The sequence below is a fragment of the Limnobaculum allomyrinae genome, from assembly GCF_016649425.1.
Taxonomy (GTDB): Bacteria; Pseudomonadota; Gammaproteobacteria; order Enterobacterales; family Enterobacteriaceae; genus Limnobaculum; species Limnobaculum allomyrinae.
Genome location: NZ_JADRCR010000019.1, coordinates 22965 through 36486 on the forward strand (window position 1 = coordinate 22965; position 13522 = coordinate 36486).

General features: G+C 44.5%; 27 protein-coding genes. 18 read left to right on the forward strand and 9 right to left on the reverse strand.

Translation table 11 applies throughout. From position 1 onward, the window contains the following. From I2494_RS20015 to I2494_RS20040, 6 genes are all read right to left on the reverse strand, one after another. On the reverse strand, positions 1–309 hold the full coding sequence (locus I2494_RS20015) for a hypothetical protein (RefSeq protein WP_140919136.1): 309 nt from the start codon (positions 307–309) through the stop codon (positions 1–3). 18 nt (positions 310–327) lie between these two features. Beyond that, positions 328–639: a hypothetical protein gene (locus I2494_RS20020; RefSeq protein ID WP_140919137.1), complete on the reverse strand. Its 312-nt coding sequence runs from the start codon at positions 637–639 to the stop codon at positions 328–330. Continuing rightward, entirely contained in the window at positions 636–845 is a 210-nt protein-coding gene (locus I2494_RS20025) for a TraR/DksA family transcriptional regulator (protein ID WP_218468731.1), read from the reverse strand. Before I2494_RS20025 ends, I2494_RS20020 begins: the two co-directional genes overlap by 4 nt. 104 nt (positions 846–949) lie before the next feature. Next, positions 950–1357, reverse strand: a complete 408-nt coding sequence (locus I2494_RS20030) for a hypothetical protein (RefSeq protein WP_218468730.1) — start codon at positions 1355–1357, stop codon at positions 950–952. Then, a complete protein-coding gene (locus tag I2494_RS20035) occupies positions 1348–1956 on the reverse strand; it encodes a transglycosylase SLT domain-containing protein (protein ID WP_228351037.1) in 609 nt (202 codons plus the stop codon). The genes I2494_RS20030 and I2494_RS20035 overlap by 10 nt, the downstream gene beginning before the upstream one ends. A gap of 2 nt (positions 1957–1958) precedes the next feature. Next, positions 1959–2327: a putative holin gene (locus I2494_RS20040; protein ID WP_218468729.1), complete on the reverse strand. Its 369-nt coding sequence runs from the start codon at positions 2325–2327 to the stop codon at positions 1959–1961. Between the two features lie 147 nt (positions 2328–2474). Between I2494_RS20040 and I2494_RS20045 the strand changes: the two genes are divergently transcribed. Next, positions 2475–2720, forward strand: a complete 246-nt coding sequence (locus I2494_RS20045) for a hypothetical protein (protein WP_218468728.1) — start codon at positions 2475–2477, stop codon at positions 2718–2720. Between the two features lie 44 nt (positions 2721–2764). On the opposite strand, the gene I2494_RS20050 is transcribed toward I2494_RS20045, so the two are convergent. From I2494_RS20050 to I2494_RS20060, 3 genes are read right to left on the reverse strand one after another with little or no spacing between them, the layout of a single operon-like run. Further along, positions 2765–3160 carry a hypothetical protein gene (locus I2494_RS20050; protein WP_218468727.1) on the reverse strand — a complete coding sequence of 132 codons (396 nt, stop codon included), beginning with the start codon at positions 3158–3160 and terminating at the stop codon, positions 2765–2767. A 60-nt stretch (positions 3161–3220) separates the two neighbouring features. Continuing rightward, positions 3221–3763, reverse strand: a complete 543-nt coding sequence (locus I2494_RS20055) for a VCBS domain-containing protein (protein WP_218468726.1) — start codon at positions 3761–3763, stop codon at positions 3221–3223. Positions 3764–3791: 28 nt separating this feature from the next. Continuing rightward, a complete protein-coding gene (locus I2494_RS20060; protein ID WP_218468725.1) occupies positions 3792–4298 on the reverse strand; it encodes a helix-turn-helix domain-containing protein in 507 nt (168 codons plus the stop codon). Between the two features lie 91 nt (positions 4299–4389). Between I2494_RS20060 and I2494_RS20065 the strand changes: the two genes are divergently transcribed. From I2494_RS20065 to I2494_RS20145, 17 genes are all read left to right on the forward strand, one after another. Continuing rightward, positions 4390–4569: a DNA-binding protein gene (locus tag I2494_RS20065; protein WP_218468724.1), complete on the forward strand. Its 180-nt coding sequence runs from the start codon at positions 4390–4392 to the stop codon at positions 4567–4569. A gap of 9 nt (positions 4570–4578) precedes the next feature. Then, positions 4579–4923 carry a hypothetical protein gene (locus tag I2494_RS20070; RefSeq protein ID WP_218468723.1) on the forward strand — a complete coding sequence of 115 codons (345 nt, stop codon included), beginning with the start codon at positions 4579–4581 and terminating at the stop codon, positions 4921–4923. Next, positions 4923–5222, forward strand: a complete 300-nt coding sequence (locus I2494_RS20075; RefSeq protein ID WP_218468722.1) for a helix-turn-helix domain-containing protein — start codon at positions 4923–4925, stop codon at positions 5220–5222. The genes I2494_RS20070 and I2494_RS20075 overlap by 1 nt, the downstream gene beginning before the upstream one ends. Positions 5223–5224: 2 nt before the next feature. Next, the gene (locus tag I2494_RS20080; protein WP_218468721.1) at positions 5225–6238 is read left to right on the forward strand and encodes an AAA family ATPase; all 1014 of its coding nucleotides are present in this window, start codon (positions 5225–5227) and stop codon (positions 6236–6238) included. A gap of 14 nt (positions 6239–6252) precedes the next feature. Further along, entirely contained in the window at positions 6253–8037 is a 1785-nt protein-coding gene (locus tag I2494_RS20085; protein ID WP_218468720.1) for a DDE-type integrase/transposase/recombinase, read from the forward strand. Between the two features lie 8 nt (positions 8038–8045). Continuing rightward, the gene (locus I2494_RS20090) at positions 8046–9284 is read left to right on the forward strand and encodes an ExeA family protein (RefSeq protein WP_218468719.1); all 1239 of its coding nucleotides are present in this window, start codon (positions 8046–8048) and stop codon (positions 9282–9284) included. 2 nt (positions 9285–9286) lie between these two features. Beyond that, complete coding sequence (locus I2494_RS20095; RefSeq protein WP_218468718.1) at positions 9287–9439, forward strand: hypothetical protein; 153 nt, start codon at positions 9287–9289, stop codon at positions 9437–9439. After that, positions 9436–9696: a hypothetical protein gene (locus I2494_RS20100; protein WP_218468717.1), complete on the forward strand. Its 261-nt coding sequence runs from the start codon at positions 9436–9438 to the stop codon at positions 9694–9696. The genes I2494_RS20095 and I2494_RS20100 overlap by 4 nt, the downstream gene beginning before the upstream one ends. Before the next feature lie 155 nt (positions 9697–9851). Then, the gene (locus tag I2494_RS20105; RefSeq protein ID WP_218468716.1) at positions 9852–10472 is read left to right on the forward strand and encodes a DUF3164 family protein; all 621 of its coding nucleotides are present in this window, start codon (positions 9852–9854) and stop codon (positions 10470–10472) included. A 1-nt stretch (position 10473) separates the two neighbouring features. Beyond that, the gene (locus I2494_RS20110; RefSeq protein WP_218468715.1) at positions 10474–10710 is read left to right on the forward strand and encodes a hypothetical protein; all 237 of its coding nucleotides are present in this window, start codon (positions 10474–10476) and stop codon (positions 10708–10710) included. Between the two features lies 1 nt (position 10711). Then, positions 10712–10978, forward strand: a complete 267-nt coding sequence (locus I2494_RS20115; protein WP_218468714.1) for a hypothetical protein — start codon at positions 10712–10714, stop codon at positions 10976–10978. After that, on the forward strand, positions 10975–11202 hold the full coding sequence (locus I2494_RS20120) for a hypothetical protein (protein ID WP_218468713.1): 228 nt from the start codon (positions 10975–10977) through the stop codon (positions 11200–11202). The genes I2494_RS20115 and I2494_RS20120 overlap by 4 nt, the downstream gene beginning before the upstream one ends. Then, positions 11192–11467 carry a nucleoside triphosphate pyrophosphohydrolase family protein gene (locus I2494_RS20125; protein ID WP_407657934.1) on the forward strand — a complete coding sequence of 92 codons (276 nt, stop codon included), beginning with the start codon at positions 11192–11194 and terminating at the stop codon, positions 11465–11467. Before I2494_RS20120 ends, I2494_RS20125 begins: the two co-directional genes overlap by 11 nt. Beyond that, on the forward strand, positions 11464–11874 hold the full coding sequence (locus I2494_RS20130; protein ID WP_218468711.1) for a gp16 family protein: 411 nt from the start codon (positions 11464–11466) through the stop codon (positions 11872–11874). Before I2494_RS20125 ends, I2494_RS20130 begins: the two co-directional genes overlap by 4 nt. Positions 11875–11884: 10 nt before the next feature. After that, positions 11885–12292: a Mor transcription activator family protein gene (locus I2494_RS20135; protein ID WP_218468710.1), complete on the forward strand. Its 408-nt coding sequence runs from the start codon at positions 11885–11887 to the stop codon at positions 12290–12292. A gap of 130 nt (positions 12293–12422) precedes the next feature. After that, entirely contained in the window at positions 12423–13016 is a 594-nt protein-coding gene (locus tag I2494_RS20755) for a DUF551 domain-containing protein (RefSeq protein WP_407657935.1), read from the forward strand. A 225-nt stretch (positions 13017–13241) separates the two neighbouring features. Beyond that, positions 13242–13475 (forward strand): hypothetical protein, encoded by a 234-nt coding sequence (locus I2494_RS20145; protein WP_218468709.1) that lies wholly within the window; start codon positions 13242–13244, stop codon positions 13473–13475. Positions 13476–13522 lie beyond the last annotated feature (47 nt).

Below are 13522 nucleotides of genomic sequence, written 5' to 3' on the forward strand. Positions count from 1 at the left end.
TCATTCACTCCAGTATTTTACCGGGCGGGCAATGCCAGGGCCGCATTCCACGGTATATTCCACCAAATCAACGCCTAACCGGGTCAGGTCAGCAAACCAGGTACCTGATGGCTGGCGGGTCAGTTCCAACATTTTACGGTCAGACAGGTAATCCAGTTCCTGGCGCAGTTCCAGCGCGGTAACATCGGGGTAAATCGTACCGATGACATTCAGGACAAACTGTTCATTGGTGGTATAAGGCCGGGATTTATACAACATTTGTAAAATATTCCAGCGCATAGCCTCACGACGGTGGCGTTGATAATCCATAATATTCTCCCTAACGAACTATTTTTGTTTACCGATAGCATCTAATCGGCTGTAGAGTGCATCCAGCTTGGCCTCTATCACGGTCTGGCTGCGAATGAAGTCATCACGGCGGACATACTCAAGCGGTAATGTCGCCTTAAACTCCAGAAACTCCCGTTCCATTCGCATGTGGCCGGTTTCCGTTTCTTTTCGTGCCTCTTCAAGCGCGCCAAAACGGATATCAAGGCGTTTTTCAACCTGCGCCATCAGGATTTTCCCGGCGGCGAAGACAAAGCCCATAAATCCAATCAACAGGGAGAGCACTTCCCAGAACTTCATTTCAATAATCATTTGCGTCCCCAAATTTCATGGATTTGTTGGCAATCCACACAACGCGTTACACCGGGTATGGCCTTTCGCCGCGCTTCCGGGATTGGGTTATCACAATCAAAACAATGTGAATAACCCGTTCCGGCTGGTCTGGATTGTTTTCTGGCTTCCAGTGCGCGTTCCCGTTGCTGGGTCTCCAGTTCAGAAGCGCGATCAATGTCATCCATTCTTTGATCCCTGTAAGTAGTAGAGCAATTCAACATAACGCCCGGCACACAGGCCGTATTGGTCATAGGTTTCTTTAAGCGCGATAACAATAGCGTCATCGGTGTTACTTTCCGGCTGTGCCAGAGGCGGACAATGAATCGCCAAAGCCGCGGGTAGCGGCCTGATTGGCTCGTTGTCGGGCATTATCGAGTTGCTGCATGATGTCAGCAGAATACTGACAGCGAGCATCAGCACGGTTTTTAAGCACATAGCGGATCTCCCTGGTACTTTCCTGATTAATAACAGTGATGGCCGTCATTTGGGCGGAAACGGCCTGGCTTACCACATAGGCATCAGCAGCTAGCTGTTGGCTGGCTTTGACAAACTGGTTTAACTGGTTTTGTGCCGTGCTGGTCTGACGCTCAGCGCAAGCCAATTCCGCTTCTGAATAGCCTTTTTCGTAGTAATGACGGGAGAAACCCAGTACCAGCGCGATTACGCTAAAAATGAGGTATACCGTTCTTAATTGCATACACCATTCCCCCAGCCAGCCGCCTGATATTCAGGTTGCCAGCGATAGATGATCCGGTCTGGATAACTACGATTCTCTTTGAAATTGGCGGCACTGCGTCCGGCGTTGATAAATTCAACTGCCCCCCAGTACTGGCCTGAATCTATTCCCTGAGATGCGGCTTTTTTCTGGTCACGTTGAACCCAGCCGAGACCACCGTTATAAGCGCTTAATGTGAAAGCCCAACGGTCACAGTCGGTATCGGCTTTGATGCGCTGGTAATGCCAGTGGTTATAGGTCACCAGAGCCTGTAAAGCCCAGGCCGGGTTATAGGGCTGATTATTTCCCAGGGAAGAAGGATAGATACCGGCAATCCATTTGGAGGTAGCAGGCATAAACTGGGCCAGACCAACCGCGCCAACCGGGGAACGGGCATCAGAACGCCAGCGGCTTTCCTGGTGAATTTGGGCGGCAAAGGTAGCCACTGGTGCATCCAGTCCCCATTGAGCATGGGAGACACGGGTCAGGTCTCGCTTATAACGGGCAGCATCACCCGGTACCGCTGCCAGTACCGGATGACAGGCCGTTATTAACAGAATGAGCAAAATAACGGCTTTCATGGCTATAGCCCCAATGTCACGCCAAGGATGACCGCAGTCACCACAATGGCCCGGCGTAACAGAACGGCAGCAAAGATACGCTGATAACCATTAATCACCGGGTATTCCGGCTCTAGCTTATCCATGTTATTAGCGGACTGGCCAATGACCGTTTTCCAGTTATCAACCAGATAGCTGCCGGGGCTGGCGTAAGGAAATAGCGCCCTGTCTAAGTGATACCCGATCACCGCAGCCAGGCAAACCAGAGACAGCTTATACAGCGTGACAGGGAGTTGTTGAGGAGAGAGCACGGCGATAACAGCAACAAGAACGACAGCGGCTAACGCCCAGATAAGTAGTCGGTGACTACGGATAGTTTTGAACAGAGACATGATTAAAACCCCAATAAAATAAAAGACACCGCCATGTTAGGCGGTGCCGGGGTTTTGGGATTTTAATGGCTATTAAAGGTTATTTAGGAGCGTTGTTTTATTATCGCTTCAGGTTAATCCGGTATTCCAACAATTAAAGGCCCCCTGATGAACAAGCATAAACCTGTTTTTTACCTATTTGCTGATGAAGAACCAGAAACGGCGTTTAAACGCTGTCTCAGCGAACAGCACAACCAGATGACGGAAGACGTCTGGTTGCTATTATTGGTCACGCTGACGGATGTTATTGGTCAGAAAAACGCGCCAGGTATTCTACAGCCTTGCGCTGCCAACTTGCGATTGGAAACTGGAACCGAGCTGCGATCTCGTCTTGAAGGTACTGCTGCAAAATAACGATAGAAAGCGGTTTCCCGCTTTCTAATATTTCAGGTTTACTACTATTTAATTATTACCGCTTTCAACTTTTCAGCCGTTTCTGGTGTAAGACCACTATTTAATTGAATTACAACCAAACCGTTTTTAGACTGATAAGTATAAGGCCCAGCGAAAGCTTTTAATGCATCGAAATAAGAATAAATTGCATCACAATATTCTTTTTTATCACAGGTAAAAATTTGTCCACCTTTAGGCGCAACCTCTGGAATAGAAAATGATATATGTTCTTTGTAACTATTTGGTATAGGTGACTTAGGATTACGGTCAGGTGTTTTTACATCCATTATCTCCACGCCAGCTAATTTAAATTGAGCTACTATATCTTGCGCAGTCATAGCCTTCTCGCCACAGCCAGCTAATACCAACAATATAAATCCCAAACTTATCTTTTTTTTCATGTAATCCATATCCTTATTCGTCATCTGTGTATATGCAGATGGCTTCAATTATTAATAAAATCACGAACTTTTACGACTAAGCTCCACATCAATGGATTCAATATACTCTTTATTATTTCGTATAAGGCGGTCTTGGACTTTTCTTATCTTATCAAAGAAATATGCTGACGCAGCAAATATGATTACCCAAATTAACAAGATGGATTCATTGATCATGACTGGAGGGTGACTCAATATAACTCGGAGTGGAACGCCGCTAAGTAATGGTGAGAAACACCATAACAATAAACTTACCAAAAATATCATCATCATTAGCATCACAATCGCAGGAGTGCTAACCCATTTTTTCCTCCTAGCGGAGTATATTTCTGAAACATAACGATTCTTTAATTCATACAGCTCATCTGAACGCATTTCTCCAGGAGAACGCGTTCGTTTTGATTCAGTATTGATCGTTATCTGAGACCCCATAACTACAGTTCCATGGTTGCTGCCACCAATAGTTACTGTTAATTGACGTTCTTTACCATCATCAGGTAGCTGGCTTAACGTCTCTGCAAGCTGATTAGCCAAATCGGTAACGTTGTCTTGGGAATTACTCATATCTATGCATCCTTAAATGGCTTTATCGCTAATTATTTACAACCAATTTGAGTGTACGTTCTATTTTTTCATCATTGATGATTTCTTCCTGGATAAGGAAATTATAGACAAGAGCAGTAGTATCTATCATTTGAACCATTGTCCAACGTTTACCAGCTTGCTTGGCTGCGCTTTCCAACATAACTGCGATTCTATGAAGAAGTTCTTTATTCAAGGGTACGGGAGTAACCTCCGATTTATTATATAAACCATCCATAGAGTTACCTACTTTAGCAATACTTGTTGTCTTTCCTAAAGAGGCATAATTCATTGTGCTACCTAATGGTTCAATACGAGAGCGATTTCCCGTGAGAACATATTGAATGTCAACGCCATTGTTCGCAATTGAGGTCATATAATTGGAGTCAGGTGCTCGCTCATCTTTCTCATAATTCACTTGAGCTCCTCTTCTAACGCCCCCTAATGCAGCAAACTCTTCTTGATTCAATCTCAATCGAGAACGTTCTTCTTTTAATCTCTCACCAAATGTACTCATTTAAATTAAACACCCTTGATATTAACTCGTTTGGATACAATAATGATTACTAAGTTCTTATAAAGATATTTTTAACATAAGAGAGGAAAACATGACACCAGAACAAGTGAAGTTAGCTTTTCAAAAACGTGGAGAGACCTTTACCGCTTGGGCTAAAGCCAACGGTTATCAACCAATTGAGGTTTATCGGGTTTTAAATGGATTTGCAAAATGCAAATACGGTAAAGCACATGATATAGCGGTTAAGTTAGGCCTGAAGCCAGCGGCATAGAGGGATTATATGGGAAACAAACCAAGCCCTAATCATCATCGCGGTGATGGAAATAAAATTTATATTCCTGACCATTTTAGGTTGGCAAATAGTCCACCCATGACACTTGAATTATGTCTCACTGCTGGCGCTATGTTATGGGCTGGAGGTTTTCGAAATAATCAATTGGATGGGGAACATGTATTTCTTAATCGTTATTTTTTGTCAATGGTAGACCTCTGGGAATATGTTATTGACAACATGGATGAGAACAAATTGGTTGACTATCAACCTTTAGCCGATCAGTTAGAAATCATTCGGTTATTAAGAAAACAATATCGCCTCCAGAGTCGAAAAACTCGGAGTAACAAGTAATGAAAGAAAATAAAACCAGTGCAGAAAAGGTTCTTGATGTGTTGAACGTTTTACTTAAGAACTTCGCCGTTGGATTCACTAACGGCGAACTGGCCAAAGCTACAGGGCTGTCAGCACCTAATATTACCCGATACGTGGCTATTTTAGAGTCTGCCGGATTTGCTGAACGCATCCCCGAAACAGATCGTATTCGTCCTAGCCACAAACTGGCTCAACAGGCAGTTGCCATATTGACCAGTCTGGATGAAGCCAAACAGCGTGTTGATGCATCAATTAACCGCTTAACGAAAGGAAATTAATTATGGCTCGTACTCCTAATAAAAATGAGGTTGCACTACATGAAGGCGCAGATATGCCTCATGAGGCAGTAGAAGCCGCTACCATGCTGGCTACTGTTCAAACCGAATATAACGATGACCGGGATCTTGCTAATCAAATTTTAGGGCAAGCGCAAATGGCTAGGTCAATAGCAAAATTTGCCGACGTCGTCAGTTTAACTAAATTGGCTCATGTCAAAGAGTCTAAGTTATACAAAGCATTAGCAGGGAAAACCATTATTCAGCCTGATGGTAAAGAGTGCCGACTTGTCGGCACTTGGGAAGAATATTGTCAATTATTGGGTAGTTCACGTTCATCTATTGATGAAGATCTTACTAACCTGAATGCCTTCGGTGAAGAGGCAATGGAGAATCTTTCCCGAATTGGCGCTGGTTATCGAGAATTACGCCAATATCGCTGTTTGCCAGAAGATCAACGAACAGCATTAATCGAAGTTGCCAAAGCGGGTGATAAAGAAGCACTGGTTGAACTGGCAGAAGAGTTTATATCTAAACATACCAAAGAAAAAGAAGAACTTAAGAAGCAAATTGACGGGGCTAAGTCAGATTACGATAGCCTGCAAAAGCACAATGCTGACATTACTGAGGAAAAAAGGGAAATCAGCTTAAAACTCAACAAATATGAGCTAAAAACCATTCCTCTTGATGAACGTATTACTCCCCTGAAAAACCAGATAGCCAAGATTCAGGCTGAAATTGACATGTTATTCAATGAACAACGCCAACATGTTGATATGGTGGAAAAACTACAGTTTGAGTCAATGGAGAATGACCCAAACTATGACCCAGAAGCACCTTATGAACTTCCTCCGGCGCTTCTCAATGTCTTGTTGGTACTGAATGGTGCTTTAGTCCTGACACTTTCCCAGGCCAAACAGATGTATAAAGACCTGTGGAGTAAGTTTGCGGATGAAATAGAAGTGGCTGGCGGGCGATTTGACCAGATAGTGAATGAAATTCGCACCGACGATATGTGATGTGGAGTGTTGTTATGTCTATTAATCCAGAAATTCGCAATTATCTGTCTGAACTGGCCAAAAAGCTGGATGCCGCCGCTCACGGTGAACGGGGTAGCCTCATTGAAGAGGCGCAAGAATTCCTGGGTTGGCCACCTCAAACAATTTATCGTCGTTTAAAAACACAATGTGGCTGGAAATGTGAGCGTAAAACGCGCTCTGATAAAGGCCAGACCAGTGTCCCGCAGGATGCCTTAGTGGTTTTAGGTGCCACCAGTCGGGAGTCTGTTCGCGATAATGGTAAGCAAACGTTGTTTACCACAACGGCACGGGGAATGCTGGAGCAAAATGGTTACCAGTTTAATGTGACAAATAGCCAGTTAAATCGCTTACTACGTGACCGTAAGATGAATGTGAAGGCCCAAATGGTTGCTAATCCTGTTCAGGCGCTGCGTGCTTTACATCCAAATCATGTTCATGAAGTTGACCCGTCTTTATGTCTGATTTACTACATGAAAAATAAGCAATACATCATGCGGGAACGGGAGTTTTACAAGAACAAGCTGGAGAACTACGCCAAGGTTAAATATAAGGTATGGCGCTACACCCTGTATGACCGTGCTTCAGCCCAGTTTGTACCATGGTATGTCGAATCTGCCGGTGAGAATCAGCACTCGCTGTTTCAGTTCCTGATGTTTGCCTGGAGCAAGCAGAATGGACGCTTGTTCCATGGTGTGCCAAAGGTTATCTACTGGGATAAAGGCTCGGCCAACACCTCCAGTGCCATCAAGAATCTTCTTGATCATCTGGAAGTTGAATACCTGGAACATGAAGCCGGTAATGCCCGTGCCAAAGGGGGTGTTGAGAATGCCAACAACATCATTGAAACTCAGTTTGAAAGTCGTTTGCGCTTCGAGCCCGTTGAGGATATCGCTCAGCTTAATACTGCCGCTTTATCTTGGGCGGAAGCTTATAACGCCAATCGTATTCCGGGGCAGGATACGCGCTTAAAACGCAGAGGATTAACTGAACCGGTGTCACGTCATGATTTGTGGCAGTTGATTCGAGCAGAAGAACTGCGTCTCTTACCTTCTGTCGAAGTATGCCAGGCATTAATGACCAGTAAAGAGCAGGAACGAACCGTCCGTAGTGATGTTTCTGTTGGTTTTAAACACCCACAATCAGAACAATCCCTGTCCTATTCCCTGAAGGGGCTGGACGGTATCACTGTGAAGGATAAGGTTTATATTCGGGCGCTGGTTTACGGGGATTGTGCCATACAGGTTCAGGTACCACGTTATGACGGTGAAATGATGACTTACCGGGTTGAACCAGAACGTAATTATGACCAGTTTGGCCAGCTTAAAGATGCCGCCATTATTGGTGAGGAATATAAATCACAGCCTGAAACCGCTATTGAGGAAGCCGCTAAAGCCATGGATGCTTTGGCCTATCCGGGACAGAGTGTTGATGAGGTTAAAAAATCGCGTTCTAAGCAGGCAGTACCGTTTGGCGGCAGCCTGAACGCTCATAGCTACCTAAATGATATTGAACATCCTAGCTATTTGCAGCGAAAAGGTACGGAGATCGAAACGCCAGACCACCTACAGGTTCCGGTTACGATGTTGTCCCCTACGGCAGCGATGTTACGCATTACCAGCGCCATAGGCCGTAATCTGACCTCTGATGAAAATAAGTGGTTAGCAAGCCGCTATAAGGATGGCATTCCAGAGGAGAATATTCATTCGGTTATTCAGCTGTTTACCCAACCTGTCGCCACGACATCGGGTACGGGTACTACGGGCTTAAGAGCGATTTAGGAGAGTATATGGCGCTGATATTGAAGCAGGTCATCAATAGATTAGGGCTAAGCCAGACTCAGTTAGCCCGTTCCATCAAGTACAAAGGAAACTCATTGAGTAACGCCACGGTGAACTTAATCGTGAATTACAATCAATGGCCACGCAGCATTGACGAGGAGCTAATCAAAAAGCAAATAGAAGATACCTTGCTGGCACAAGGCTTACAGGAAGAATTTTTAGTTGATTTATTTGAAGAAACTGGCGCAAAGAACATCTTGGCGGACAACTCCGCGCCAGTAGACCCCAAATCTGAAAAAAAGGAGTCCACACGTATGTTACTACGTAAACACACACTGAGTCGCGCCACACGCGCCCATTTTCGCCTTCCTCGCGATCCCTTTACCGATGAAATGCAGTCTGATAACGATGTATTTCTATCAGATGAAATTCGCTATGTGCGTGAGGCCATGCGCCAAATTGCCAAGCATGGCGGTATGTTAGCGGTGATTGGGGAATCTGGCGCGGGTAAGTCCACCCTGCGTCAGGACTTAATTGAATGGATTAACGTTAACCATGAGCCCATTACCGTTATTGAGCCTTACGTTTTGGGAATGGAAGATAATGAGGTTAAAGGTAAGGCGCTGAAAAGCGTTGATATCAGTGGTGCCATTATTAACGCCATTGACCCACATGCAAAACCACGACGTTCTGCTGAAGCTCGCGCCCGTCAAATGCATGATTTACTAAAATCCAGTGCTCAAACGGGCCGTAAACATGTACTCATTGTGGAAGAAGCGCATGGCTTACCGATCCCAACCTTAAAGCATCTGAAGCGGTTTTATGAGCTTCAGGAAGGTTTTAAAAAGCTACTCTCCATCATCCTGATCGGTCAAACCGAACTTCAATATAAGCTATCGGAACATAACCCTGAAGTACGGGAGGTTGTCCAGCGTACTGAAATAGTACATCTGAAGCCGCTGGATGCAAAGGTTGAGGACTATATTCACCATAAATTTAAATGTGTCGGCATTGATTATTCCGATCTGTTCGAATCGTCGGCGTTTGATGAAATATTAAATCGATTACGCATCAGCGTAACGGAAGGCCATGGTGCTAGCAGAGGCGTTAAGGTGCGTTCCCTTTGTTATCCATTGGCCGTTAATAATCTGGTTACTGGGGCACTAAATCTGGCTCACCGTATTGGTGCTCAAAAGGTTACTGGGGAAGTGGTTGCTGAGTCGGTAAAAGAGCGTGAGGAATACTAGCTATGAAACCATCATTTAAATATGGATTAACTGGTGAAGATATTCTTCATTATCGTCATCGGAAAACGTCTCTGATAGACAGGGTAACCATTTGGATTGCGGCTATCGGATTAATTATTTTAGCGATGCTTGGCATGTTGGGAGGTATGGCATGAGGGATAACCTTCCTGACTTTGTGAAGCTGCCATATGTCATTCAGCATGACGGAATGGATTATCGTCTCTTCACATTTTCATTTACCTGTCCTGACGGGCGCATTTTTGGTTCTTACTTTTATGCTCTGGACCACCAAGACGCAAAACAGCTATGTGAGGCTATCAAAAAGACCATTCACCTTGATGGCCAGATTAAACTTTCCATTGATGTGGATGCTTCCACGCTTATTTTTGAGGAGAAGCCTCGCACTCACTAATGAATATATTGCCAGTATGATGAATTAACCGGGTAATGGCTGTAACACACTGAATTACTTAACTTAGCCGGAACCAAAATAATGTTTTGATTTAATTTGCCGTTTACCCGGCAGGCATCGCACACCCAAAATCTGAAAATTGGAGATATTTAATAATGAAAAACAACGCATTAACCTTACCTGATGGCTACTGGCAGGATGCAAAAGGTTATTTGGTACCTGAATCACTGATTAAGCCTATCGATAAAGCCAGAGACAGTCTGGTTCGTGAAATTGTGATTAATGCCAAAGGTGTTAATAAAGCCCTGTCGGATTTTAAGGCGCAATCCTTCGGCGATATCCAGGCTTTTGTTGACCTGTCGATTGAAGAGTATGACACCAGACTGGGCGGCAAGAAAGGCAACTTGACCCTGTACTCTTTTGATGGCCGCTACAAGGTACAACGCGCCATTCAGGAACGCATTGCCTTTGATGAACGCCTTCAGGCGGCGCGCTCCCTAATTGATGAATGCGTACAGGAATGGACGGCAGGCTCTGGGCCAGAAATCAAAATCATTGTTGAAAAAGCGTTTGCTGAAGATAACGAAGGCAACATTAGTACTGGGCGTGTTCTTGGTCTGCGCCGTTATGACATTACTGACTCTCGTTGGTTACGGGCTATGGAGGCTATTGGTGAGTCGGTTCAGGTTGTTAACTCAACCAGTTATATCCGTGTCTACGAACGTGACAACAACGGACAGTATCAACCGGTTTCTCTTGATGTCGCGGGGGTTTGATATGGCATTCGATATGAACGCTGAAATAAATAAGGCAATGGGGCTCGTGGGGGAAATCTTTAACAGAGAGCTCTCTCCAAGAGCATATAACGTGTTATGTGAAGCCGCTCTTATTGTTGGTATTTCAGCCCTGAGAGAACGTGAGGGCGATGAGTTTGTTCGTGGCTTTCTGGAGGCTGCAATACAGGATTTAGATAAGCCTATTCAATTTAGTATTAGCCCCCCAAGGAGACAGTGATATGGCATTTGCAAAATTGTTTGAGTTTGACGATATCGGCCAGGTGTTGGTCACTACGGATACTCACGATGACAGCGGAAAGCCTCTCGTGGCGCTACGTTGTGACTGGAAGGGGCTTACTGCAACACCATCATGGCAATTTCCTGATACGGATGATGGCTACGACCTTCGAGATAAGTACTTTAACAGTATTGATGCAGAACAAGCCCATAAGCTTGCCAGCAATGTTATTCGGCTTATTAATGGCGACAGTGAGGATGCGAGATGAATACTATCGAAATCATTAACCTTCTGCGTGAATGGCATCAAGAAAAAGTCGATGGTATCAGTCTGTTGGTTGAGCACGCAGATAAGCCAATGGATTTTGGTAACGGCAAAACGAAACAGCTTGCTCCAGAAGAAATCAAACCTTTCCGGTTAGGTGTGAAGCTGGCGCTCATCATATTGGGTGATTTCCCCATTACTTTAAATGGTGAAGAAAATGATGAATAAGAATGAGCTGTACCGGAAGGCACTACAACGTTACGGGGCTGATGCTCAACTTGCCAAGCTGGCTGAAGAAGCCAGCGAACTGTCCGCGGCCGTTATCCGTAATTTGCTATGTCAGGGCGACGAACGAGCCATGGCGGAGGAAATCGCCGATATCGAGATCATGATCGAACAGCATCGGCAGAATGGAATGGGCCAACTGATTGATTTCTTCAAACAGCAAAAGCTCGAAAGGCTTAATCAGCTACTGAAGGATGGTGGCATATGAACCGAAAAGAGCTAATCCGCATCATCCACGTGGCTAAACGTGACCGGTGTCTGGATAACGAAACATACCGATCGCTTCTTCTTTCTCATGGTGGAAAGGAGTCAACTCTGGAAATGAGTGACACGGCATTACATCGGGTATTTAGTGCCATGAAGAAGCTGGGTTTCAAGGTGAAAAGCAAACCTGTACCAAATAAGCCCAAGAGTGCCATAGAACGGCAAATATCCATGATCCGCGGGTTGTGGCTTGAGCTGGCTGATATTGGTGAAGTCCGAGACCGTTCCGATCGGGCTATGAATGCTTTCGTCCATAAGCATACCGATATTGGTCGGGTTGAATGGATTAGTAGCGCTCAGGCTTCAGCAGTCATTGAACGACTGAAGAAGTGGCGCAACCGGATAGCCTGAGGAGGCTTTTATGTCTGATGATTCCATTTTTCGAAGTAAAGGGCCTGAACTGCTCATTAGCCTGGCCGACCTGATTAACCATATAGCTAAAGAAATGTTGAATCTGAGTGATACTCAGGCACAGTCCTTAAGCCAGGAAGTCGCATTACAAGTAGCTCAGTCCTGGGGTGGTCAGTTGGTTTATGTCCCACAGGGAGCGCAGTTTGAAACGGCTAAAACACATCTGGAAATCTTTGAGGCGTGTAATGGTCAAAACCATGCTGATGTTGCCCGTAAGTTCGGTATCTCATTACAGAGCGTTTACCGCATCGTTAAGCGAGTACGCAAAGAGACCCTTACCAAGATGCAGGGTGATCTCTTTGTAGCCAATGATGCCCAGTTTGATGATGACGAAACGGATAATAAAGGAGAGGAATAGCATGGGTGCCTGGCTATTTTTAACCGGGTTTATTATGGGGTTCCTGCTCTGCCTGCATCTGGAACAGCAGGCAGAGCGAGAGCATACCGAACAGTACAACAATGGCCAATATGATTAATAAGGGGGCATCGTGACTAATACTAATATCAACGCAATTGTGCGCGAATTGAAATATGGGATAGATGTGGCACAGAGTACAATGAATGCTGGAATACCCGAATTCAGGCAAGCAGCAACACCACTTAAAATAACGGCAGTTCTCGATGCTCTGGATGCAGCACAGATGGAACTCAAATCACTCGAACCGTTGAGCAAGTTTAAAACGGTTTGGGACTGCATGGAATCTACGTCATTGGAGGTGATGAAGGAAAAATTAGATGTTGCACAGAAGCGTAATGCAGAGCTAGAGGTAATGTACTCTGAAGTATGTTATAAGTTTCAGGTGGCGCAAGACAACTTGAAGAAGACGGCGCTAATATTCAAATCCACGCCAGTAATTCCCAATACTTGGATAAGCGTTAACGAGATTTTACCCGATGGGAATGTGCCGGTTGTTGTGTGGGATTCTACTGGCGAAGGTTATCTAATCGGGTGGCGTTCTTTCTGGTATTCTAGTGGTCAGAGAACTGGCGAATGGGAATGGTCATTTCAAATAGCAGACATGAATAATGGCAATGTGAATATAACTCACTGGACACCATTACCGGCAGAGTTGAAAGGATAGATATCAATAATTATCCTGACCTTCCTAAAATTGACTTTGTGATAGCTCATTTTTTACTTTCAACATGTGGAACGGTTTTTCAGAAGTCGTTCCACTAGTTTCCCTAATTCGACACTTCATTCCATAATTATCACGCAGACCTTGTAGTATTTATCTCACTTCTAATCACTTAACCAATTACGAAACCTTGCTGAAAATGTTAAAAAATTAGATGGAAATCATAGCTTGTCGATTCCTGAGCTTTTAACTCCAAACTTTTTATCTGGTTGCTCAACATTTTCTTCAGCACAAGAATTATTTGATAAAAGTGGGTTTACAATAAATAGCCCTAGTGATTTTAGAGCAATACCCGATGAGGAATGGGATGCTTATATCTCTAAAAATACAACTTATGATTCTTGGTCTGATATGTTGAAAATGGCAGGAAGTGAATGGGCTAGGAATCAACTGAAAATTTAACACTTTTTTAGATTTTTATTTAAAGCGATCTCTTTAGATCGCTTTTT